At 64.5% G+C, this 22352-nt stretch carries 23 protein-coding genes; 7 read left to right on the forward strand and 16 right to left on the reverse strand.

Annotation, left to right across the window (positions count from 1 at the left end; genetic code table 11):
• Positions 1-6: 6 nt before the first annotated feature.
• From ACIBJI_RS20945 to ACIBJI_RS20955, 3 genes are read left to right on the forward strand one after another with little or no spacing between them, the layout of a single operon-like run.
• On the forward strand, positions 7-1170 hold the full coding sequence (locus ACIBJI_RS20945) for an ABC transporter ATP-binding protein (RefSeq protein WP_397085343.1): 1164 nt from the start codon (positions 7-9) through the stop codon (positions 1168-1170).
• The gene (locus tag ACIBJI_RS20950; protein ID WP_364356671.1) at positions 1170-2867 is read left to right on the forward strand and encodes an ABC transporter permease subunit; all 1698 of its coding nucleotides are present in this window, start codon (positions 1170-1172) and stop codon (positions 2865-2867) included. Before ACIBJI_RS20945 ends, ACIBJI_RS20950 begins: the two co-directional genes overlap by 1 nt.
• A 41-nt stretch (positions 2868-2908) precedes the next feature.
• On the forward strand, positions 2909-3673 hold the full coding sequence (locus tag ACIBJI_RS20955; protein WP_396956737.1) for an SDR family NAD(P)-dependent oxidoreductase: 765 nt from the start codon (positions 2909-2911) through the stop codon (positions 3671-3673).
• A 146-nt stretch (positions 3674-3819) separates the two neighbouring features.
• On the opposite strand, the gene ACIBJI_RS20960 is transcribed toward ACIBJI_RS20955, so the two are convergent.
• From ACIBJI_RS20960 to ACIBJI_RS21025, 14 genes are all read right to left on the reverse strand, one after another.
• The gene (locus ACIBJI_RS20960) at positions 3820-4839 is read right to left on the reverse strand and encodes an MBL fold metallo-hydrolase (protein ID WP_396956740.1); all 1020 of its coding nucleotides are present in this window, start codon (positions 4837-4839) and stop codon (positions 3820-3822) included.
• The gene (locus ACIBJI_RS20965; RefSeq protein ID WP_364356581.1) at positions 4836-5171 is read right to left on the reverse strand and encodes an EthD family reductase; all 336 of its coding nucleotides are present in this window, start codon (positions 5169-5171) and stop codon (positions 4836-4838) included. Before ACIBJI_RS20965 ends, ACIBJI_RS20960 begins: the two co-directional genes overlap by 4 nt.
• Before the next feature lie 68 nt (positions 5172-5239).
• The gene (locus ACIBJI_RS20970; protein WP_364356584.1) at positions 5240-5863 is read right to left on the reverse strand and encodes a TetR/AcrR family transcriptional regulator; all 624 of its coding nucleotides are present in this window, start codon (positions 5861-5863) and stop codon (positions 5240-5242) included.
• 45 nt (positions 5864-5908) lie between these two features.
• Positions 5909-7426, reverse strand: coding sequence for a class I adenylate-forming enzyme family protein (locus ACIBJI_RS20975; RefSeq protein ID WP_396956743.1), 1518 nt, complete (start codon positions 7424-7426; stop codon positions 5909-5911).
• Positions 7423-8538: an NAD(P)-dependent alcohol dehydrogenase gene (locus tag ACIBJI_RS20980; RefSeq protein ID WP_396956745.1), complete on the reverse strand. Its 1116-nt coding sequence runs from the start codon at positions 8536-8538 to the stop codon at positions 7423-7425. Before ACIBJI_RS20980 ends, ACIBJI_RS20975 begins: the two co-directional genes overlap by 4 nt.
• On the reverse strand, positions 8538-9314 hold the full coding sequence (locus ACIBJI_RS20985; RefSeq protein WP_396956747.1) for an SDR family NAD(P)-dependent oxidoreductase: 777 nt from the start codon (positions 9312-9314) through the stop codon (positions 8538-8540). The genes ACIBJI_RS20980 and ACIBJI_RS20985 overlap by 1 nt, the downstream gene beginning before the upstream one ends.
• Positions 9315-9327: 13 nt before the next feature.
• On the reverse strand, positions 9328-10089 hold the full coding sequence (locus tag ACIBJI_RS20990; RefSeq protein WP_397085346.1) for an SDR family NAD(P)-dependent oxidoreductase: 762 nt from the start codon (positions 10087-10089) through the stop codon (positions 9328-9330).
• Positions 10086-11288 (reverse strand): acyl-CoA dehydrogenase family protein, encoded by a 1203-nt coding sequence (locus ACIBJI_RS20995; protein WP_397085348.1) that lies wholly within the window; start codon positions 11286-11288, stop codon positions 10086-10088. Before ACIBJI_RS20995 ends, ACIBJI_RS20990 begins: the two co-directional genes overlap by 4 nt.
• Before the next feature lie 30 nt (positions 11289-11318).
• Positions 11319-12320: a phosphotransferase family protein gene (locus ACIBJI_RS21000; RefSeq protein ID WP_397085350.1), complete on the reverse strand. Its 1002-nt coding sequence runs from the start codon at positions 12318-12320 to the stop codon at positions 11319-11321.
• Positions 12317-13525, reverse strand: a complete 1209-nt coding sequence (locus ACIBJI_RS21005) for an acyl-CoA dehydrogenase family protein (RefSeq protein WP_397085352.1) — start codon at positions 13523-13525, stop codon at positions 12317-12319. The genes ACIBJI_RS21000 and ACIBJI_RS21005 overlap by 4 nt, the downstream gene beginning before the upstream one ends.
• Positions 13526-13552: 27 nt before the next feature.
• The gene (locus ACIBJI_RS21010; protein ID WP_364356608.1) at positions 13553-14704 is read right to left on the reverse strand and encodes a thiolase family protein; all 1152 of its coding nucleotides are present in this window, start codon (positions 14702-14704) and stop codon (positions 13553-13555) included.
• A complete protein-coding gene (locus tag ACIBJI_RS21015; protein WP_364356610.1) occupies positions 14701-15072 on the reverse strand; it encodes an OB-fold domain-containing protein in 372 nt (123 codons plus the stop codon). Before ACIBJI_RS21015 ends, ACIBJI_RS21010 begins: the two co-directional genes overlap by 4 nt.
• A gap of 38 nt (positions 15073-15110) precedes the next feature.
• Positions 15111-15899: an enoyl-CoA hydratase/isomerase family protein gene (locus ACIBJI_RS21020; protein WP_364356613.1), complete on the reverse strand. Its 789-nt coding sequence runs from the start codon at positions 15897-15899 to the stop codon at positions 15111-15113.
• A 94-nt stretch (positions 15900-15993) separates the two neighbouring features.
• A complete protein-coding gene (locus tag ACIBJI_RS21025; RefSeq protein ID WP_397085355.1) occupies positions 15994-17130 on the reverse strand; it encodes an acyl-CoA dehydrogenase family protein in 1137 nt (378 codons plus the stop codon).
• A gap of 91 nt (positions 17131-17221) precedes the next feature.
• Here ACIBJI_RS21025 and ACIBJI_RS21030 point away from each other — a divergent pair, with 91 nt between their 5' ends.
• Together ACIBJI_RS21030 and ACIBJI_RS21035 are read left to right on the forward strand one after the other, a co-directional pair.
• The gene (locus ACIBJI_RS21030) at positions 17222-17605 is read left to right on the forward strand and encodes a nuclear transport factor 2 family protein (protein WP_397085357.1); all 384 of its coding nucleotides are present in this window, start codon (positions 17222-17224) and stop codon (positions 17603-17605) included.
• The gene (locus tag ACIBJI_RS21035) at positions 17602-17976 is read left to right on the forward strand and encodes a hypothetical protein (protein WP_397085359.1); all 375 of its coding nucleotides are present in this window, start codon (positions 17602-17604) and stop codon (positions 17974-17976) included. Before ACIBJI_RS21030 ends, ACIBJI_RS21035 begins: the two co-directional genes overlap by 4 nt.
• A 103-nt stretch (positions 17977-18079) precedes the next feature.
• Here ACIBJI_RS21035 and ACIBJI_RS21040 read toward each other — a convergent pair whose 3' ends face one another.
• Entirely contained in the window at positions 18080-18592 is a 513-nt protein-coding gene (locus ACIBJI_RS21040) for a hypothetical protein (RefSeq protein WP_397085361.1), read from the reverse strand.
• Positions 18593-19120: 528 nt separating this feature from the next.
• Between ACIBJI_RS21040 and ACIBJI_RS21045 the strand changes: the two genes are divergently transcribed.
• The gene (locus ACIBJI_RS21045) at positions 19121-19387 is read left to right on the forward strand and encodes a hypothetical protein (RefSeq protein WP_397085363.1); all 267 of its coding nucleotides are present in this window, start codon (positions 19121-19123) and stop codon (positions 19385-19387) included.
• Positions 19333-20409: an IS30 family transposase gene (locus ACIBJI_RS21050; RefSeq protein WP_397085365.1), complete on the forward strand. Its 1077-nt coding sequence runs from the start codon at positions 19333-19335 to the stop codon at positions 20407-20409. Before ACIBJI_RS21045 ends, ACIBJI_RS21050 begins: the two co-directional genes overlap by 55 nt.
• Positions 20410-21238: 829 nt before the next feature.
• Here ACIBJI_RS21050 and ACIBJI_RS21055 read toward each other — a convergent pair.
• Positions 21239-22352 (reverse strand): ice-binding family protein (locus ACIBJI_RS21055; RefSeq protein ID WP_397085367.1); only part of this gene is annotated, 1114 nt, incomplete at its 5' end.

Here is a 22352-nt window from a genome sequence, read left to right on the forward strand (position 1 = left end):
CATGAGATGAGCTCGCAGTTCACAGTTTCCGGTCTCACCAAGACCTATGGATCGAATGTCGTCGTCGACCAGCTCGACCTCGCGATCGAGGAAGGCGAACTCCTCGTACTGCTCGGCCCGAGTGGTTGCGGCAAGACAACCACCCTGCGCTGTCTCGCCGGATTGGAGACACCCCAGGATGGTTCGATCACCTTCAAGGACCGGCGCGTCTTCGACGCCGAGGCGAAGCTGAATGTGCCTGTCCACCAACGGAATATCGGAATGGTGTTCCAGTCGTACGCACTGTGGCCACATATGACCGTGCGCAAGAACATCCGATATCCGCTGCAGGTCCGCAAGTTGCGGAAGGAGATCTCCGGCGGAGCCGTCGAAAGTGCCGCCGCCATGGTCGATTGCACGGAGCTGCTCGACCGGTACCCAGCGCAGCTCAGCGGTGGACAGCAACAGCGCGTCGCGGTGGCCCGTGGCCTGGTGGCCCGGCCCGATCTGGTGCTCTTCGACGAACCATTGAGCAACCTTGATGCCAGATTGCGGGATCAGGTTCGCTCGCAAATCCATCAGCTGCATCGAAGCCTCGGATTCACAGCGGTTTTCGTCACTCACGACCAGGCCGAGGCATTCGCCCTCGGCGACCGCGTCGCCATTATGAAGGCGGGCAAGATCGAACAGTACGATGCGCCCGAGCAGGTTTTCGAGCATCCGGTATCGGAGTACGTGGCCGCGTTCATCGGTATGGCAAACCGGCTGGAACTGCGCCGCGGTCCCGGTGGCTGGATCACCTCGGCTGGCGACGATATCGACCTGGCGCGTGCGGTGGTGCGCGGACGAGCCGACGAAGGTACGTCCGCGGTCGCACGGCTACGTCCCGACGATGTCGTGGTGCATTCGTCGATCGACGAAGTGCCGCAGGGCGATGTGGCATTGCACGCCGAGTTGGTGACATACGAATACGGCGGCCGCCACTTCGACGTGACCGTCCGAACGGGTGGCGAACAGCTCGCGGTACGAGTCGATGCGGCCACCCATGGCGCCATGTTGCGCCGAAGCCGCCCAGCAGATCCCATGATCGTCAGTTTCTCGCCGGCGAGTTTGCGTGTATTCGCGCAGCCCGACGTCGCAGGCGCCGATGTGCCGGTGCTGGCCGCGGCGGGGGCGGGAGGGCAGTCGTGATGGCCACGATTACCGCTGCGGCCACCCGGTCCCTTGCGATACCCGCGCAAGTGCGAGCCAGACTCGGATATCTGGCCTTGCTGACAGTTCTCGCCTATCTGGTCGTATTGCCGATGATCCGGCTGCAATCGCTGGCGTTCGAAAACGGCGCGCAAGGTTATCGAAACCAGTACGGGCGCTTCGATATCGCGGAAACGATCGGGACCACCATCGCGCTGGCGCTCGGCTCGCTCGTTATCGCGATGGTGCTCGGCACGGTGCTGGCGTTCGCGGCGAGCCGACTGCCGGACCGACTCGGCTTCCTGCGGATCATCCCGATCCTGCCGATCGTCATGCCCGCGGTCGCCAACGTCGTCGGCTGGGCCTTTCTGCTGTCGCCGGGGCCCGGCTATTTGAATCTGGTGCTGAGGAAGTTGCCGTGGTGGAGCGGATCGGATACCGGACCGATCGATGTCTACACCGTTCCGTGGATCATCATTCTCACCGCCTTCGGGCTGACGTCGTTCGTCTACCTTTTCGTCAGCGCGGGCATGCAGAACATCAGCTCGGAACATCTCGAGGCCGCACAGGTGAGCGGGTCGTCCACGCTCGGAGTGTTCTTCCGGGTGGTGCTGCCTTTGCTGCGCCCGTCGTTGATCTACGGCGGCGGAATCGCGTTGCTACTCGGCCTCGGCCAGTTCACCGGTCCACTGCTGCTAGGCCAGAACAGTGGCGTCAAGGTGCTCACCACCGAAATGTATCGGCGAGTCTCCGAATCACCGTCGGACTTCGCCGCGGCCGCTGCGGCCGGTTCGCCACTGGTGATCTTCGGGCTGGTATTGGTACTGATCCAGAAGGCTTTGCTGGGCAACCAGACTCGCTTCGTCACGCACGGCGGCAAGGCATTCGCGCCATCCACCGGCCGCGCCACCTGGGCCGTAGTGACGATCACCGGCTACGCGTTGTTCGCCCTCGTCATCCCTTTGATCGGGTTGATCATCGTGTCCTCGACGCGGTACTGGTCGGGGTCGCTGTCGTGGAACCTGTTCACGCTCAATAATTTCCGAGAGTTGGCCGGTACGGAAGCGATTGTCGAATCGGTGATCACCAGTGTGCTGACATCGCTGGGCGCGGTGGCGATCTGTGTACCCATCGGCTATGTGATGGCCAACCTGTTGGTACGCGGCCGACGCCACAAAATACTGGCGCTCATCGGTGATTTCATCACGGCATTGCCGCTCGGCATCCCGGCGGTGATCTTCGGCGTCGGTTTCTTGCTCACCTATACCGAGCCGCCACTGATCCTGTACGGGACACGAACAGTGATCATCCTCGTCTACGTCGTACTGATGTTGCCCTTCGCGACGCGAATGCAGATGACTGCGATGCTTTCCCTCGGCAACACCTATACCGAGGCGTCCGCAACCAGCGGAGCATCACCATTCGTGACGAACGCGCGGATCATGCTGCCGTTGATGCGTCCCACCATCCTCAGCGCGGTCGCCTTGATGTTCATCCTGCTCACCCACGAATTCGCGGCCTCGCTGCTGGTGCGCGCGTCGACCACTCAGGTGATGGGGACCCTGCTGTTCGATATGTGGCAGAACGGTTCCTACCCGCTGGTCGCGGCGATGGCATTGCTCATGACCGCGGTGACCACGATCGGTGTCGCACTCGCCATGCTGGTCGGCGGCCGCAACGTACTCAGCAAGCTCTGACAGTCGGAGCCCAGCTCCGACTGCGAAAGGACTGCACAGCAATGACTCTCGGTGTTTCGAGGCTCGATGGCAAGGTTGTGTTGGTGACCGGTGCGACAGGGGGGATCGGCGTCGAAATCGTGCACCGCCTGGCCGAGGAGGGGGCCTCGGTTGTAGTGACCGACGTCGACGTCGACGCGTGCGAGAAGCTGAGTGGCGGCCTGGAACACGGTGCGCGGCATCAGGTTCTCGGATTGGACATCACCCAGGAGTCGCAGTGGCAGCAGGCGATGTCCGCGGTGTCCGAACGCTTCTCGAGTTTGGATGCCGTCGTCAACAACGGTGCCATCGGCAGCCTGGCATCGGTGGTGGACGAAGATCTGAATCGATACAACCGGGTGATCGAGGTGAGTCAGACCGGCACCTGGCTCGGCATGAAGCATGCGGGCGCACTGATCGAGCGGACCGGCGGCGGATCGATCGTCAATATCTGCTCGATCCTCGGCACCGTCGGCGGCCTTGGCAACAGCGTGGCCTACGCGGCGGCAAAGGGGGCCGTGCGCAGCATGACGAAGAACGCCGCATTGCATTGGGCGACAAAGGGAGTGCGAGTCAACTCGATCCACCCTGGATTCATCGAAACGCCACAGCTGCTCGAACGGTACGAGGGCACCGAGCGACACCAAGCGATGGTCGCGAACACGCCGATGGGACGACTGGGCCGCGCCGAAGAGGTGGCCGCCGCCGTCGCGTTCCTGGCGGGCGACGATTCGACCTTCATTACCGGCACCGAACTCTATGTGGACGGCGGCTGGACCTGCGCCTGACCGGCGAAGCTGTTGGCGTCGATAGCGTGAGGCGATCCCTGCGCAATAGAAAGCCCGCACCTCGATCAGATCACAGGTACGGGCTTTCTGTGTGGGATCGGCTCGTCATGTGCGCTGCATCCATGCTCAGCGGGCGCTCAGGCGCATCATGCGGCCACCCGGAAGGCCATAACGCCGTCCGCGTCCTTCGCGGACAACACATTTCGGGCGACCAGGACATCCAGATGCGCCATCGTCTCGCACGTCGCAACCATCTGGTTGAAGTCGTCGAGCGTGCTGAATGCGCGGTCGCGCCGTGTCCACGTCAATGCTCGGGCCACCGCCACGCCGGTGCACGGGCCCAGATCGCCGACGACAGTGACGATTTGCTCGAATCGGTGGTCATGGTGGGCGAGTAGTGCACGAGCGCGTTTCCCGACGCTGCCTCCGGTTGGGCCGTGCGCGGGCAGCATCTTCTGCTCGTCATCGTGCTGCAGCAACATCAATGACCGGAGGAAGTTGTCCAATGGCAGTTCCCACGGGCCCAATTCGAAGCCGATCGATGGGGTGATCGTGGGAAGGACGTGATCGCCGGTGAAGGCGAGTCCCCTCTCGCGATCCTGAAAGATCATGTGGCCCTTGGTATGTCCGGGTGTTGCAACCGCATGCAGATCGAGCCCGGCGATGGCCAGCGCGCCCGGTCGCAGCCAGTGGTCGGGCTGTTCCCAGTCGTCGCGTTCGAACGGTTCGGCGATGCCTGCCGCATGAGCTCGTCGCGCGATATCGTCCGCGCCCGCCCGTCGCAGTTCCCGTAGCGAACTGTCAGGGACGTTGCTGTTCAGTTTGTGGATGGCGTTGAGTCCGCCGGCTTCATCGACGCCGAGATGAACTCGACAGCCGTGCCGACGGCGCAGTTCGATGGCGAAGGTGTAGTGGTCGCGGTGGATGTGGGTGACGAAGACATCGTGAATTTCGGCTGCCGACCGGCCGATTCGGGCCAATGCGTCGGAGAGCTCCCGGTAGGTGTCGGGTCGGTGCCAGCCGCCGTCGATGAGCACGAGGCCGGCGTCGGTTTCCAGTACGTAGACGTTGACCGCGCGCAGGCCGTCCTGCGGCATCTGCAGCGGGATGCGGTGGATCCCTTCGGTTATCGGATAACACCCGGGTTCGGCCCATTCGGCGCTCATTCGACCGCCGGGGCGAGCGGCACCATTGTCTTCTCCTCGCCGTACCAGATCATGCGACGTCCCCGCATGGTGCCCACGTTCTCGACGGCGGCCTTCCATTCCGGGCTCGCCAATGCGGCGTCGAGCGCCCCGCGGGATTCGAAACTCAGAATCGACAGACCGTCCCAACCGGACGACTTCTCGTCGAAGGATTCGAGGAGTTCGGTGTGCTGCCAGCGCAGCAGGCCTGGCAGCGGGTAGGTCACCTCCGCGTGTTCACCCCGCCACCATTCGATGAACTGCTCATGGGTCCAATCGCTGGGACGCGATGCGAGGACGATCAGGTTGTACATGCGACTCCTAACTGAATTCTGTTCAGTTTCAGTGAGCGTAGAGATCCCACTGTGTGGGAATTGGGATCTCAGTTACGCACGATCCGTACTGCTGCTTCGGTGACCGACTCGGTGATCTGCGCGAGGGTGACGTCGCCTTTCGGCCGGTACCAGCGCCAGACGCTGATCACCAGGCCGAGGACCATTCGGCCGAGCATGCGTGGATCGCCCGGCGTGAAGACGCCGGCCTCGATTCCGTCCGAGATCAGCCCTGTCCAATTCTGCTCGATCTGTCGCACGAGTTCACGCGACCGCAGGCGTTCGGCCTCTTCCTTGGCCGACTGACGCGGGGCGGCGAGCAAGTCCATATGGTTCTGCAGGATGCGGCGCTGAAGGGCATCGGTCGGCGAGGCGGTCAGCGCCGCGGCGATGGCGGCGCGCAATGCTTGCTCGGGGTCGGCCTGATCAGCGACCGCGGCGTTGAACCTTTCGGCCGAGTCGGCCAGTTCGAGTCGCATGATCGTCAGCAGGCAGTGGGCCTTCGACTCGAAATAGTGGTACAGCGCGGTCTGACCTATACCCACCTCGTCGGCGATCGACGCCCATTTGGTGTGCTCGTAACCGACTTTCCCGAATTGCTTGATGGCGGCGGTGAGGATTCCGCTTCGCTTCGAGCGTGCGCTTTCGCGGCGGACCTCCGAGTCGACGGTCATCAGCTCTTATACCCCCGCATTCGATGGTGTGGATTCGACATGACTCTACCAAAACTGAGGTGAACTCGGGTCAACTGCGGTGGCCAGCTGTGTCGCTAACCGCGCCGCGTCGGGCCGGGACAACTTGCCGACGGTGTTCTGCGGCAGGTCTTGCACCGTGAACAGGTACTCGGGCCACTTCGACTTGGGAAAGTCCGCCGCCGCAAGCAGATCGGTGACAGTGGCCAATGTCAGCGATTCGCCGTCGGTGACCACCAGTGCTGCCGCTCGTTCGCCGAGCATGGCATCGGGTACCGGGACTACGCACACCTGCACGATTCCCGGTACGTTCGCGATGGCGGATTCGAGTTCGTTGATATCGATATTGCGGCCGCCTCGGATAATGATCTGCTTCTGGCGCCCGGTCACCCGGATCGAGCCATCGATGGCGACCTCGACCAGATCGCCGGTCGGGAGGAAACCGTCCGCGGTGAGCGTCGGCGGAATCGCGACGCCGCCTCGGGCGTAACCGACGAACAGGGACGGGCCCTGTACCTGCGCATCGCCGATCTCGCCGGCGGCCACGACATTCCCCGTGGTGTCGACCGCCCGTACGACGGTACCGCGGAACGGTCGCCCGTCCCGGCCGAGCCTGATGGCGGGCGGGTCGTCGAGTTGTGGTGTGGTGTGTCCGAGACATTCGGACATACCGAAAACCCGCAGGAACGTGGTACCGAGTTTTTCCTCGGCCGCACGCAGTGCGCGTTCGTTCATCGGACCACCGCCGACGGTCATCGCCCGCAGGGCGGCCAACACGCCTTCGGAGCCCTCGGCCACCGACAACTGCAAGGCCATGGTCGGAACCAGCATCGTCCATGCGACGCGGTGTTCCGCCATGGCCGCCAGGGCGGCGGCGGGTTCCCATTTGCCGATCGACACCATCGTGCCGCCGAGATAGGCAGGCAGGTACATGCCGAAACAGAAGGCGGCTACCGAAGACAGTGGCACGAAGGCTCCCACCGCCTCATCCGGCTCCAGTCGAACGGTATCGATGGTGCACTGACAGGCATAGCGGATGGCTTCTTCGGATTGCACAACACATTTGGGACGCCCGGTCGAGCCGGAGGTCATCGCGATGGCGGTGCCCCCGTGCCATCTGTCCACCGAATCGAACGGGCCCGTTCGCGAGCGCAATACGCGCGCATCGAAGGCGGTATCCCGAATCGGGAAGCGATCGTCCCGCACACCCCAGCGCAGCAGCGAGTCAGGTGCCGCGACCACCAGATCCGGGGCGATATCCTCGACAGCCAGTGCGAACTCGGATTCGGTGGCATGCGCGCCGAATACCGCGACGACACCACCACGCAGACCGACCGCCACGGCCGCCGCCACAGTGTGCCAGGTGTTATCGGCCTGGATGAGGACGGTGGGCGGGGCCGGATCGATGGACTCGATCCGCTCGGCCAGCGCTCGGGCCGCTGCCACGATCTTTCCGAGGGTGTGGCGACCGAATTCGTCCACAACTGCCGTCTGCTCCGGCGTGCGCTGTGCCCGCTCGATCATTTCGTGCGCAAGTGTCTTCATCGCCCTACTTCTCTCGCGACGCTCGATATCTGTCTACTCGCTTCGACTCGCTTCGGTGCTCGGCTCGTCAATAGAGGCGGCACGAGTACCCCGCGTCCGGTGACGGTTCCGGCCCGAAGGCGCCGGTAGATGTCGATCGCATCGGTGAGGGGATATGTCGTGGACTCGACGTGGAGTGTCCCGCCGATAGCCATATCGACCACCGCCTCCAGATCCGATCGGGCACCCCAGAACGGTGCGTCCACCTGCCACCCGGCGGCGAGGCCGATGTGTTTGCCCACGGCCAGGCGGCCGCCCGCACTGCCGACGACCGCGAGTCGGCCCCCTGGCGCGAGTGCTCGCGCGGCCGACTCCATCGTGTCGGAGGCGCCGACGAAATCGAGGATCAGGTCGGCGCCGCCGTCGAGTGCCGGAAGCGCCGCGGCGAGATCGGCAAACGCCGCATCGCTGCCCAGCCGCAATGCGGCGGGGAGTGTTTCCGGCCGGTTGTCGATGGCGAGGACACGTCCGGCACCGAAGTGGCGAAGGATCTGAATCGCCAGGTGACCGAGCCCGCCGACACCGATCACGATGCAGATCGCGGATTCGTCGATGACATCGGCGTGCTGGTGCACGGCGTGGTAGGCGGTCGTCCCAGCATCCGCGAGTGGAGCGGCGATGGCGGGTTCGAGATCGCCTGTGCGAACAAGGAATCGGGCCGAGGGCACAACCATGGCCTGTGCCAGACCGCCGTGATAGCCGAGGCCATTGCCGATCGCAGCCAGTCTGCCGTCCGGACGAGGCCGCAGCGTCAGACAGTAGTTCTCCCGTCCACGCGCACAATTGCGGCAGCGGCCACAGCCCCAGATGCCATGGACCACAACGGCTTCACCGAGCCAGGACCGGTCCGCACCGGGACCGGCATCGATCACCGTGCCCGCGACTTCATGGCCGAGAGTGAGCGGCAGCGGATAGTCGAAGCTCGATTCGGCGGCATCCATGACGTGCAGATCGGAGCGACACAGCCCCGCCGCGGTGACCTGTAACAGGAGTTCTTCTCCACGCGGCTCCGGAACCGCAACTTCACGCAACTGTGGTTCGGTACCCCATTCGGTCAGTTGGACGGCCAGCATCAGCGAGCCGTCCAGCCGCCGTCGACAATGAGCGTCTGCCCGGTCATATAGGACGACGCGTCGGAGGCGAGAAACAGGACCGCGCCGTCGACTTCACCGGCATTGCCACCACGGCCGAGCATGGTGTTGCGGCGCACCCACCCGGCCGACTTCTCGTTGTCGAACAGGCCATCGGTCATCTCGGTGTCGAACCAGCCCGGCACTACCGCGTTCACCCGGATCCCTTTGCGCCCCCACTGCCCGGCGAGTTCCCTGGTGAGTCCGAGTATCCCGGCCTTGGATGCGGCGTAGCTCGCGCCGCCGATCGGTGCGGTCGAAACCAGCCCGATCACCGAAGAAATATTGATATACGACGCGCGTGCGCCCTCGGGCAGTCGCGTCGCGGCATAGCTGGCGAGGTGAAATCCCGCGACCAGGTTGACCTCGAGGATCGATGCGAACCCGGCTACCGTTTCGTCTTCGGCATGCGGGGGACCGGGCTTGCCCGCGTTGTTGACCAGCACATCGAGCCGTCCGGACTGCTCATAGCAGCGGTCGACCAACATCCGGCGGTCCTCCTCGGATGTAACATCACAACGAACCGGAACGACCCGTGGGTTATCCGCGGCCAGCGCGGCCAACCGGTCGAGCCTGCGGGCCGCCGCGTACACGGTGGCCCCGGCACCGGCGAGAGCGTTCGCGAAGCCCATTCCGAGGCCGGACGAAGCGCCGGTGACGATGGCGACCCGGCCGGACAACCCGAACAGATCGTCCAGTGTCGTTCCGGTGGTACTCATGTCGTTTCGCATGTCAGTACACCGCGGTCCGGCCGCCATCGACCGGGATGATCGCACCGGTGGTGTAACCGGCGGCGGCACTCGCCAAATGGGTGACCAGACCGGCGATTTCCTCCGGCCGCCCCAGCCGGCCCACGGGCAGGCGATCGATGATCTTCCCGACGAATTCCTCATCCCAGTTCTCGGCCATATCTGTCGCGAATCCGCCCGGCATCACGCAATTGACGCGCACAGTGGGCGCGTATTCCTGAGCGAACGCCATGGTCAATGCGTTGAGCCCGTTCTTGGCCGCCGCGTACATCGCCTCGGGCGGACTCGGCCGGACGGCCCCGATACTCGAGATATTGATGATCGACCCGCCACCGGCGGCGGCCATCCGGGCACCGGCAACCGCCATCAGGCGAAACGGGCCCTTCAGGTTGACCTCGATGGTCTTGTCCCACAACCCTTCCGAGACCGACAGCAGATTGTCGGCCAGCGGTGCGATACCCGCGTTGTTCACGACGATATCGAGACTGCCGAAATCGGCGATGATCCGATCCACGGCCGGTTCGATCGAATCCCACTTGCCCACATGCAATTCGAACGGATGCGCGCTGCCCGGCCCTTCGCCGTCGCCGAGCGCGGCAACGGCCTGCTCGCAGGCGTCGCGTTTGCGGCTGGACACGATAACCGTGCAACCCGCGTCCCGCAGTCCGCGCGCGATCGCCAGTCCGAGGCCGCGGCTGGCGCCGGTGACCAAGGCGACCTTTCCGGTCAATTCCGTTGTGCTCATTTGTGCTTCTTCAATTCGAGGCGGGCGATGGTACGCAGGTGTACTTCGTTGGGACCGTCGGCGATCTGCAGCGCCCGGGTGATGGCGTACAGGCGGGCCAGGACAGTGTCGTCACTGACGCCGGCCGCACCGTAGGTCTGCACCGCGCGGTCGACGACGGTGTGCGCCACCTCCATCGCCGAAACCTTGATGGCGGCGACTTCCGATCGAGCGGCGGCGTTGCCGTAGTTGTCGATGAGCCAGGCCGACTTCAGGACGAGCAGGCGGATCTGGTCGATCTCGATGCGGCTGCGGGCAATCCACTCGCGTACGACCCCGCGATCGGCCAGTGGACCGCCGAATGCGATGCGCTCCAGGGAGCGTTGGCACATCATGTCGAGCGCCCGCTCGGCCATGCCGATGGCGCGCATCGCGTAGTGCATCCGGCCCGGTCCCAACCGGCCCTGGGCGATGGCGAATCCGTCACCTTCGGCGCCGAGCATATTCTCGGCGGGGACGCGGACATCGGTGAACTGGACTTCGCCGTGGCCGAGCCGGTCATGGAAGCCGAACATCGGAAGATCGCGCAGCACTTCGATTCCGGGGGTGTCACGGGGGACCAGAATCATGCTCTGCTGGCGATATGTGGGTGCCTGCGGATCCGATTTGCCCATGAAGATGATGAGTTTGCAGTCCGGATCGAGAATGCCGGAGGTGTACCACTTGCGGCCGTTGAGGACGTACTCGTCGCCGTCACGGACGATGGTAGAGGTGATGTTGGTGGCGTCGGAGCTGGCCACCGCGGGTTCGGTCATCGCGAATGCGGAGCGAATAGTGCAGTCCAACAATGGTTTCAGCCAAAGCTGGCGCTGTTTCTCGGTCCCGTACATGGCCAGAATTTCCATATTGCCGGTGTCGGGAGCCGAGCAGTTGATGGCTTCGTTGCCGATGATGGATCGACCGACTACCTCGGCCAATGGCGCGTACTCCAGATTGGTGAGTCCGGCGCCGAGCCCGTCGTGGGTCATGAACAGATTCCACAGACCTGATTCGCGGGCCTTGACCTGCATATCTCGCATGACCTGCGGCTGCTCATGGGGGTTGTCGTTCGCCGCGATCTGGGCGTCGAACACCTGCTCCGCCGGATAGACGTACTCGTCCATGAAGGATTCGAGTTTGCCGAGCAGATCCTGCGTGCGGGGGGAGTAGGAGAAATCCACGGTGCGGCTCCTGAACTGGTGCGGTCGATATCAACCGGCGAGTAGCGCGGTTCCGGTCTCGATCAGGCGGTTGATGGTGGCCGGCAGCTTTTCCTGGTCGGGGTCGTAGTGCCGACCTTCGCGATGGCGGCGCAGGTTGTGGCCCATGATCGCCGCCATCTTCAGGCGCCCCAGCGCGTCGAACCACGTCATTTCGGTGAGCGCGGGCCCGTCGCCGACGTACAGGTCGATCAGCGCTTGCGCCGAAGGCAGCCCGGGCACGTCCCGACCTACGCCGGGAAAGTTGCTGCCGTCGGCGAAGACGAGAAACCAGCCCAATTCGACCCGAGGGTCGCCGGCGCTCCAGATCTCCCAATCGATCAACGCGACCGGTTCGACGCCGTCGGAGATGATGTTTCCGAGGCGGTAATCCCCATGCACCAGTGTCGGTGTGGTCGGTTCGGGGGTGGTCCGGCCGAGCAGTTCGAGCAGTCGGTCGCCACCGGCGACGAGGTCGGGCGGGACCGCACTGAGGGTGCGTGCCCAGCGGGCGAGCTCGTCGTCCGGCGTGAGTAGCGCTTGCACACCGGGCACGGTGTTCGGATCTATCGCGTGTAGGCGCGGCAGAATTTCCGCGGCACGCCGCATTCGGGCCGCGGCCAAGCCCGGTTCGACGGCCGGATCGTCCAGTACCGGTTCCAATGCCTGCCCGGCCACGAATTCCATGGCGAACCAGGCGGGTTCGACGTCGTCGACCGCAACGATGACTGGTACGGGAACAGGCGTGTGCGCCAAGGCCTGCATGATCCGGGCCTGCCGCAGCATGTCGTGGCGGCCGATGGCCTGCTGTCCTTCGGGAACGGCCTTGACCACGAAGTCGCCGTCGGTCGTTCGCACCCGGTACGTCAAGCCGGAATGTCCGCCGAGTAGCGGCTCGAATGTAGTGACTGTCGCGTCGAGGTTCGCGTGCAGCCAGGTGCGGACGCGTTGTTCGACGGTGTGCCCACCCGTCGCCCGACCTCCACCCCCTACGGAATCGCTACCTGAACTCATGGGCGTGGCTCCCTCGGTAGTCCGAGAACTCGCTCGGCGATGATGTTGTGCTGAATCTCGTCGGTTCCCCCGGCGATCCGATAGCCGGGCGCGCCGAGAATGTGCTCGGCCCACGCGAAGGTTCCCCAGCGACCGGAGTCCACGGTGAGGTCTTGCCCGAGTAGCAGGCGCACCACCTCGGACGTGCGAGCCATCGTGTCGGTGGCCAGTAGTTTCCCGATCGAGGCCTCAGGTCCCGGATCCTTGCCCGCGACGACGGCGCCCGCCACCCGCATATTGCCGATTCGCTGTAGATAGCTGCGTATCACGAGGTCGGCGACCTTATCGCGTTCGATCTCGGTCAGCTCCCGTCCGAGATGCTGGGCCAGCGCCACCGCCTGATCCGCGTTCGCCAGACCGAGGTTGCCGCCGTCGAGGCGTTCGGCGGCCAATACGGTGAGCGCTACCGGCCAGCCCTGGCCCACCGGTCCGAGCCGGTAGCTGTCGTCGAGTCGGACGCCATCGAGGAAGACCTCGTTGAACGAGCTGCCACCGGTCATCTGCCGGATCGGGCGAACGGTCACCCCGGGTGTGGTCATCGGCACCAGGAAGACCGTGAGCCCGGCATGTTTCGCTGCGGCGGTATCGGTTCGGCACACGGCGACACCGATATCGGACACCCGCGCGCCCGAGGTCCAGACCTTGTGGCCGTCGAGCGTCCACGTGCCATCGGTGGATCGGACGGCGCGCGTCCGTACCGCGGCCAGATCGGAACCGGCCTCGGTCTCCGAGAACAATTGGCAGGCAATGATATCCGTGCGCAGCATGGCCCGGACATAGCGTGACCGCTGTTCGTCGGTGCCCCAGTGCTCGATAGTGGGAGCGACCAGTTGTTGTGTCACCGAGAACATCTCGGTGCGTCGTGGCACATCGAAATCCGCTTCGGCGCGCCGGAAAGCAAGGACGTACGACAGCGGCAGACCGCGGCCGCCATAGGTCTCGGGCCAGTTCAGTGCGCCCCAGCCCGCGTCGAATTTGGCGCGCTCGTACTCGCGGATCCGGTCGGTATGCGCGCGTTCCTCCTCGGCGTTCCAACTCTCGAAAACGGCTACCGAATCCGAACCCGAACCCCAGACCGATTCCGCCCGGGGAGCTGCCACACCGCCCAACCAGGCGAGGGCCTCATCGGTGAAGCGGACGAGGTCGGGAAGTGTCTGTGTGGTCACTGATTCACCTCGAAAAGTGTTGTCATGTCACACCGAAAGCACGGTGCAGGCGCTGATTCCGGGCGCCCCGTACACGTGCGTGAAGCCGACCTGCGGCGCTCCGGGTACCTGCCGATCCCCGGCTTCGCCACGCAACTGGGTGACTATCTCGTGCACCTGGCGCAGACCGGATGCGCCGATGGGTTCGCCGTTGGCGATGCAGCCACCGTCGGTATTGACCGGCAGCCGCCCGCCGATCTCGGTGTCGCCTGCCGCGATCATCGACTCCTGTTCGCCGTGCTCGCAGAAGCCGCATTCGGCCATATGCATGATCTCGGCACCGCTCTCGGTGTCCTGCAATTGCGCGATGTCGACATCGGCGGGGGAGATGCCGGCCTGTTCGAAGGCGGCCGCGGCCGCGTCGGCGCTCACACTGGTCGGTTCACCCCCGCCTTGGACGGCCGGGCTGAATACTTCGAAAGAGCCGAATCGGCGGGTGCGGTGGCTGATCGCGCGCAACCGGACCGGGCGACCGCCGAGTCGCCGGATGGCGGCCTCGGTGGCGACGATGACGGCGGCCCCGCCCTCGCCCGGAGAGCAGAACATGTATCGCGTCAACGGGTCGTTCACCATATCGGCGGCGGCGATCTCGTCGGCCGAGATCGCTTCACGTCGCCAGGCATTCGGGTTCAGGCTGCCGTTTCGATACGCCTTTTCGGCAATCTTCGCCAAGGTCGTGCCGGAAATCCCGTATTCGCGCATATATCGGCCGATCTTGGCGCCGAAGAACTGCGTGGTGACCATGAGCCCGGCCGAACCGTATCCCTCGGGCAGTCCCCATTCGGCGGGTGTCGGATCGAAGGCTCCGCGCGGGTGTTTATCGAATCCGACCGCCAGCGCGATTTCGGCGGTTCCGGAACGGACCGCATTGACCGCCGAGAACAGTGCGCTACCACCGGTGGCGCAGCCATTCTTCACGTTGCTGAAAGGTATTCCGGTGAAACCGAGTTCGGCGACGAGGGTGTCGGCGAGTCCCGAACCGTCGCTACCGCCGAAGGCGACCTCGATATCGGGCCAGGTCACCCCGGCATCGTCGAGCGCGGCGGCGATCGCGCTGATCGCCATCTGACGGCCGGTGATGCCGGGCTGCCTGCCGAACTTCGACAGCCCGGCTCCGATGATCGAAACTGTTTGTGTCACTGCGCTTCTCTTTGCTGTGCAACGACCGCGAACCGGGGCACCGGTGCGGTACCGACGAGGTGCACCGGTGCCCGGTCCAACTCGGTGAAGTCCTCGCATTCCAGGATTGCTTGAATGCGAATACCTTCCGGAAGTTCGACATAGCCCACCGCGAATGGGGAAAAGCCGTCGGCAGGAGGGATATACGGTGGTGACTTCGGCGGGAACCGTTGCACGGTGTAGGCCCACACCACGCCCCGCGTGCTCAACTCCATTGCGATGGCCGTCGGCTGGACGCATCGTGCGCACATGGTCGTGGCCGGATATGCGACCGTGTCACAGACCGTGCACCGGCTACCTTCCAGCACCGACGTTGCGTGCTCGCCCATGTCGATCTCCTCTTCGAGTCGTACGCCAGCGGCGTCGTTCAGCGACCGACCCATTTCGGTTCGCGCTTCTCGAGGAATGCGTTCACGCCCTCGCGTGCGTCCTCGGACTGCAGGGCATTGCCCACCGCGAGATGCTCCATCACCATGAGCGATTGGATGTCCGCATCCAGACCGCGGTCGATGGTCATCTTCGTGAGCTTCATGGTGAACGGGCTCTTGTCGACGATCGGTGCGATGAACTCGGCGACCAGGTCGTCGAGTTCGGCCGCGGGCGCGGAAGCGTTGATCAGATCGAAGTCCACGGCTTGCTTGCCGGACAGCAGCTTTCCTGTCAACATCAGTTCCTTGGTCTTGCGGATACCGATCATGCGGGGCAACCGGTAGATCGGACCCGCGCCACCGAAAAGCGCACGGCGAATGTGGAAGTCGCCGATCAGCGCGTCCTCGGATGCGACAGCGAAGTCGCAGGAGATCATCAGCTCGAATCCGCCGGCGGTCACGTGACCCTCGAGGACCGCCAGGGACGGCGTGTTCATCGAGTACAGGCGGTCGCACACCTTGGCCGAGAGCACCGCGACATCCATCGCGTTGGTGCTGCCGACATAGTTGGCGAGCAGTTCGTCCAGGTCGAAGCCCGAACAGAACGTGTTGCCGCGGCCGCGTAGCACGAGGATCTTGAGCTCCGGGTCCTTATCGACCTCGACGATGATTTCGTCGAGTCGGTGCAGAAGTTCGACTGTGACGGCGTTCTTCTTGTGCGGGCGGTTGAGCCACACGCGTGCGACGTCACCGTCCTTCTCCAACACGATGTGGTCGGTGTCCACCATCTCGAACCTCTTCCTTGAACTTGAACTGGATTCAATTCAGTTTTACCTAGCCAACCGCTCCGCGTCAACAGCAGCGCTGGCGCCGTCGGCTGATTCAGATTCCGATCAGGGTGGCGATTCGCGCTCTGTGCGCACGTGAATCACCCTGTAGCGCTTCGTTTCCCATTGCCCTGCGGAAGTAGGAGTGGGTGGAGTGTTCCCAGGTGAAACCGACGCCACCGTGCAACTGGATCGCTTCTGCCGCCGCGTGCACCGCCGCATCGGCGCATACGGCGCCGGCGACCGCCACGGCCAACGAGGCCGATCCCGGGTCCTGCGCATAAATAGCCGCCGCATACCGGGAGGCCGATCGAGCGCGTTCGAGAGTGACCAGCAGATCGGCAAGCCGATGCTTGACGGCCTGGAACGAGCCGATGGGACGTCCGAACTGGTGCCGGGTCTGCACGTACTCCACGGTCATTTCGAGCAGGCGGTCGACAATGCCGGTGTTCTCACATGCCAGCGCCAGCGTTGCCAACTCGCCCAGCCGCGCGCCGGTCGCCTCGGCGGCATCGACGTCGGTGAGCGCGATCGCTGGACACCGATCGAAGGTGAGATCGGCTCGACGGCGCGTGGGGTCGACTACGCGACGCTCAGTTCGGACGAGCGATGCGCCCGGTTGGGTAGCGAACAGGCGGCGTCCGTCCGGGCATTGCGCCGAAACAACGGCCACATCGGCGCTTCCGCCGCTCATCAGGTGGGTAGCTGTGCCGTGCAATAGCCACCCGGTCGGCGTCGACTCAGCACGTACGTGATCGGTGGTGGCGGACAAGGCGCTGACCGTCGTCAGCAGGCTTCCGTCGAGAACTCCGGCGAGCAGGTCCGCGTCCTGGATGGGGTCCGCCGAGAGCAATGCGTGGACGCCGAGGACTGCCGAGGTGTACACCGGCTCGCATGCGAGCGCGCGCCCACATTCCTCGAGCACGATCCCCATCTCGACCATCCCGTAGCCGAGACCGCCGCGGTCTTCGGGGACTGCCAGCGTGGTCACCGACATTTCGTCGACCAGTGTTTTCCACAGCTGCGGTGAATAGCCGAGTTCGGTGGAAGCAACCGTTCGCACCTGCTCGATTCCGCTGTGTTTGGCGAGTAGGCCGCGGATGGCCGCGCGCAGCTCCGACTGCTCCGGTCCCGGAGTCAGCGCAGGTGGATCCGTGTGGGGCCATGGCAGTTCTATCGCGGATGCGGACATCTAACCTACCTAAATTGAGTTCAGTTTGATAGATCGAGCGTATCGCGCCGAAGCCTGGACAAGAAGGGAGATACTGAACTAAGTTCATTTCATGAATTTGGCCATCGAGGGCTACTACGCAACCTTGGACAGCGGGCGGCTGGACGACGCGGTGGCGCTACTCGCCGAAGACGTCCAGTTCGCGATGCTGCTGCCCACTGGAGTGAACCTCGGACACGGCCGCGCGGCCATGCTCGAGTACCTGGAGGGCCGGCCGAAGGTGAACCGCAAGCACCGGCTGTTGCGGGTGGCCGCCGACAACGGTGTGGAGTTCGCGCACGGCGCCGTCACCGAGAACGAGGTGACGACAACCGGTTACTTCGTCGGGGCGATGCATATCGATGCCGACGGGCTGATCGATCGCTACCAGGTAGCGTTCAGCACCGAATTCGCGCTGATACCAACAGATTTCGCTGTCGAAGAAGGGCTCGGATGATGATTGCGGCGCCACCGGTGCTGGCCAGGTGGTTCGAATACATGGATTCGGACGATCCCGATCGCGTGCTGGGCATGATCTCGGGCGACTTCGCGATGTCGGTGCAGTTCTCCAAAGGTGCCGGGCAGTCCGCCGAATTCGTGGGGGACCGCGAGGGGTTGGTCGGCTACTTGGCGCAGCGCGAGAAGAGCACGCTGGTCCATCACATCGACACCGGTGCGGTGGTGGGTGATTACGAGTTGGTACTCGGCCGGACAACCCGCGGCGGGATGTTCGAAGCTTCCTTCAACGCCACCGCACAGCTCGATGCCGACGGCAAGGTGCGACGCCTTCTCATCGCTCGAACCCCCGAACTGTCCTTTGCGCACTGAGTTCGTTCCGGAACGCCTACGAGAGGAAGTTCTCTACAGGAGACGCCGGCTGCCGGGCAGCTCAGTTGGCGGAGGCGAAGCCCCAGCCGACAGAGGGGAAGCCCTAGCCGATGAACTGGCCGATGATCGCACCGACCGCACAGCCGATGATGGCACCCACCAGGAAGAACCAGATCCCGATGAGAATGCCGATGACACAACCGATCACCTCGCCGACCTCGACGACGGCGAAGGATCCCTGCACCTGGTGCAGCCCGGGTGCGGGGGCCGACGCCGGGGTCAGCGTCAATTCCGTGCCGGTGTTGTCCAGCGTCGGCGTGAGGTTGAACGTCTGGCCGGTCTGGGCCTGCAACGTCGTCGGAATGGTGCCGACGACGGTGCCGTTGGCCGCAGTCACGGTGACCGCTTCGGGGCCGAGCGTGAATCTGCCGGCGACCAGCCGGACCAGCGCGCTGGTGTGATCGGCGGCGAGGGTGGTGGTGTAGGCGACGGGGCCGGCATTCACGCCGACGGTGAGGTCCGAGGCCACCCGGGCCTGACCGCTGGCCATGACGGTGGTTGTGCCGGTGGCCGCGATGGCCAGGATCGCAGTCGCCAGGAGCTTCTTGATCTTCACCACACTTCCATTCGTTCATTTTCGGATGTTCCCAGGCGAACGACGCTGAATAGGATCGGTCCCGCTACCTTCTCGCATCGGACAATATCGCAAGTCAGAGGAAATGCTTGGCTGATACACCGCTTGATAGCTATTTCATCGCAATCATTCTTCGGGCCGCGGTGCCCGTTGAGCCGGGCTAATGGCGTGGAAATGCCCCATGTCGCCCCCACCGCCGTTATTTGGGGTGCCGGTAAGAATCGTTTCACCTGGTACATGAAGCGTCGCCGCCCCGGTCGGCCCCGCACTTCGGATGCGAACGGTGATGTATCGACCGCAGCCAGAGTGAGCGGAAACGATCGTATTTGTCCCACCGCAAGCCGGCCGTGCCGCAATCGGGAACCCTCAGTGTGAATTTCCCTAGTCGTCTGCACGACTGAGCTGCGGTTTCGGGTGCGTGTGATGGGGACTTCGAACATCGGCGTGTCTCGAACTGGCCTGCACTACGGTGCATTTGGCTCGTAGTCGTCTGCACGGCGGGAGTTCGTGATGGCCGAGGATTCGGTGGTGGCCGAGCGTGGTGTGGCGATCGCGGATGATGCCGTGTGGGCGGTGGCGGTGCGGCAGGCGCGGGTGATCGGCCTGCTCGCGGCCTCCGGGCGGGTCGGCGGACAGGCTGCCGATCGTGCGGCTGCGGAGCTGGGTATTTCCGGCGGCAGGTGTATGTGCTGGTCGCACGGGGGCGGACCGGGGAGGGGCTGGTGTCGGATCTGCTGCCGCGCAAGCCGAGTGGCGGCCGGGGCGGGGAACGACTGACCGTCGAGGTGGAGGCGGTCGTGCGGAGAGTGCTGCGGACTCGGTATCTGACCAGGCAGCGGCGTTCGGTGGCGGTGATCTGCCGCGAGATCACCCGCTTTTCGGCGCGTGCGATCGCCCGCCGGTTGGGTCGTCCATCGTCGACGATCTCCCGGGAGATCTCCCGCAACGGCGGGGTATCGTGCGGCGGCCGCCGATGCCCTGGCGTATCGGAGAGCGAGGCGGCCGAAACCAGCCAAGCTGTCGAGGGATTCGCACTGCGGTCTTTGGTGGAGCAGAAGCTGATGATGCGGTGGTCTCCGGAACAGATCTCTGGATGGCTGGCACGATGTTTCCCCGGCGACCCGGGCATGCGTATTTCCCATGAAGCGATCTACTTGTCGCTGTTCGATCCGCGTCGCCGCAAAGCAATTGACCGCGGACTTACCCGGCAGCTGCGCAGCGGGCGGGTGATGCGCCATCCCAAACGCGCGCGCCGACCGGACGGGCGAGGCGTGATCAAGGATCTGGTGCCGATCAGCGAGCGCCCGGCCGAAGTCGAAAACCGCATGGTCGCCGGGCATTGGGGAGGCGATCTCGTCATGGGGTCACGGCCATCGGCGGTCGCGACACTGGTCGAGCGGACCAGTCGTTTCACCGCTTTGGTGGCGCTGCCAGACGGAATCAAGGCCGACCAGGTCACCCCGCATCTGACGCGCTACCTGCTCAGCCTCCCAGCACCGATGCGCCGCACCTTGACCTGGGACCGCGGCCGGGAGATCGCCGGCCACAAGACCATCACCGAGGCAACGAGCATGCCGATCTACCTGTGCAAGCCGCGCAGCCCCTGGCAACGCGGCACAAACGAGAACACAAATCGGCTGCTACGTCAGTACCAGCCCAAGAACGCCGACCTACGCCGATTCAGCCAAGCCGACCTCGACGCGATCGCCGACGAACTCAACAACCGGCCCCGCAAGATCCACGGCTATCGCAGTCCGGCGGAAATCTACGCTGAACACTGTGGCACTTCCCGTCGATAGTCATGTGCACAGCGAATGGTCCTGGGACACAGGAGGACCCACCTCCGGCGCTGCCGGACGGATGGAACAAACCTGCCAGCGCGCCCTCGCGATCGGGCTGCCCGCGTTAAACATCCGATCGTTCGCGAGACACTTTGCGGCGCAGATAGTTCCCGCAGGTCGGATTCCGCCGATTCTGTAACGGTTGCCGTGCACGCGCCAATGTCAACCTTTCAGGGGTTCGCAATACACTGCGCGGCATGCGAAGTTCCGTTCAGCGAGGACCTTCGCCCTCCCGAGGTTTCGGCGGTGGAGGAGCCCCCCTTGGTTCTGGCCTGCGCCCACCCCGGACGGCTGGGCTGTCGACCCCGCCGCTCGTCGCTATTACTGGTCATTGCGGACCCCTCACCGGCCGCTGCCGCAGGCGGTGGTGGTGGTGGAGCAGGAGCGCTCTGCGTGGCCTGGGGTCGCCTGCCGAACGTGTCCACGCTGCCACTAGGCGGCACTCCCAGGACTACATTCCGCGGTCGGCCAGCGGTGACCGGGCGCGGCCGACCCGCGTTCTGCGGCATGGCGATCATCGTAGGCCGGAGGACCGACGCCACTTGCGATGCGACGCCCCTCATGGACTGGTGGGGCACGGCCTCCGGAAATAGTTGCTATGCGGGCGTTATCGGCGGTCAGACTCCGAAATTCGGTGTCTTCTGCGTGATTACTACCCGGAACCATGCCCGCGCATGGTGCGCCTTAGCGTGACTCTTCTTCCCGATGTTTCCGGCTCCCGGATACGACCCTGTCCGCGCGCCGAAGGCGCGCGGACAGGGTCGAAATCCTTTCAGTGGATCGGGGCTCAGCTTCGAGTGATGGTGTTGGTGTCCAGGGTGATCGCGCCGTTGAGGGCAAGGATGTCCCCGTTTGCGGTGGTGCCGCCTGTCACCGTGACCGAGGTGAAGGCCAGGATGTTTCCGGCGAAGTTGGTATTGGTGCCCAGTGTGGCCGAGCTACCGACTTGCCAGAACACGTTGTTCGGGGTGGCGCCGTTGATGAGGTTCACGACGCTGCCCGCCCCGGTGATCAGTGTCGAGCCGGCCTGGAAGATGAACACCGCGTTCGGATTGCCTTGCCCGTCGAGGGTGACGGTGCCGTTGAGGCCGATCCCGGCAACTGCGTGGTACACCCCGGAGGTCAGGGTTTGTCCCGCGAGATCGGTGGTCACAAGAGCGGTGGGCGTCCGGCCCGCCGCGTCGGTGTAGGCGATCTGTAAATCGGTGTGTGCCTGCGCCGCGACCAGGTCCCCGGCATGGATCGCTCCGCTGGTCACCGTTCCCGGCGGGAATCCGGTCACTGCGGTGCCAGGGCTGACACCCAGGTTACCGGTGATGGCCGTGGCTCCGGTGTTGGTGACTGTCGTGGCGCCCAGTACCGCGAACGTCGAGGCTGTGCCCAAATTGACCGGCAACAGACCCGAAACATAGGTGTAGGCGACACCGTTGCTGGTTCCACCGGGGGTGGTGACGGTAACCTGCACCGTCCCAGCCACATGGGGCGGGGTCAGCACGGTGATCTGGGTGTCGGAGTTGACCGCGAACAGGATCGCCGGTGTCCCACCGAAACTCACTGCGGTCGCACCGGTCAAGCCCGTCCCGGTCAGCACTGCCACTGTCCCACCGCTTGGCGGACCCGTGTTCGGGACGATGGCGATGAGGGTGGGCACCGCGATATAGGTGAACGCGACACCGTTGCTGGTCCCGCCGGGGGTGGTGACGGTAACCTGCACCGTCCCAGCCACATGGGGCGGGGTGAGCACGGTGATCTGAGTGTCGGAGTTGACCGCGAACAGGATCGCCGGTGTCCCACCGAAACTCACCGCGGTCGCACCGGTCAAGCCCGTCCCGGTCAGCACTGCCACTGTCCCACCGCTTGGCGGACCTGAGGTCGGAGCGATGCTGGTGAGGGTGGGCACC

The sequence above is a fragment of the Nocardia sp. NPDC050408 genome (assembly GCF_044458905.1).
Lineage (GTDB): Bacteria > Actinomycetota > Actinomycetes > Mycobacteriales > Mycobacteriaceae > Nocardia.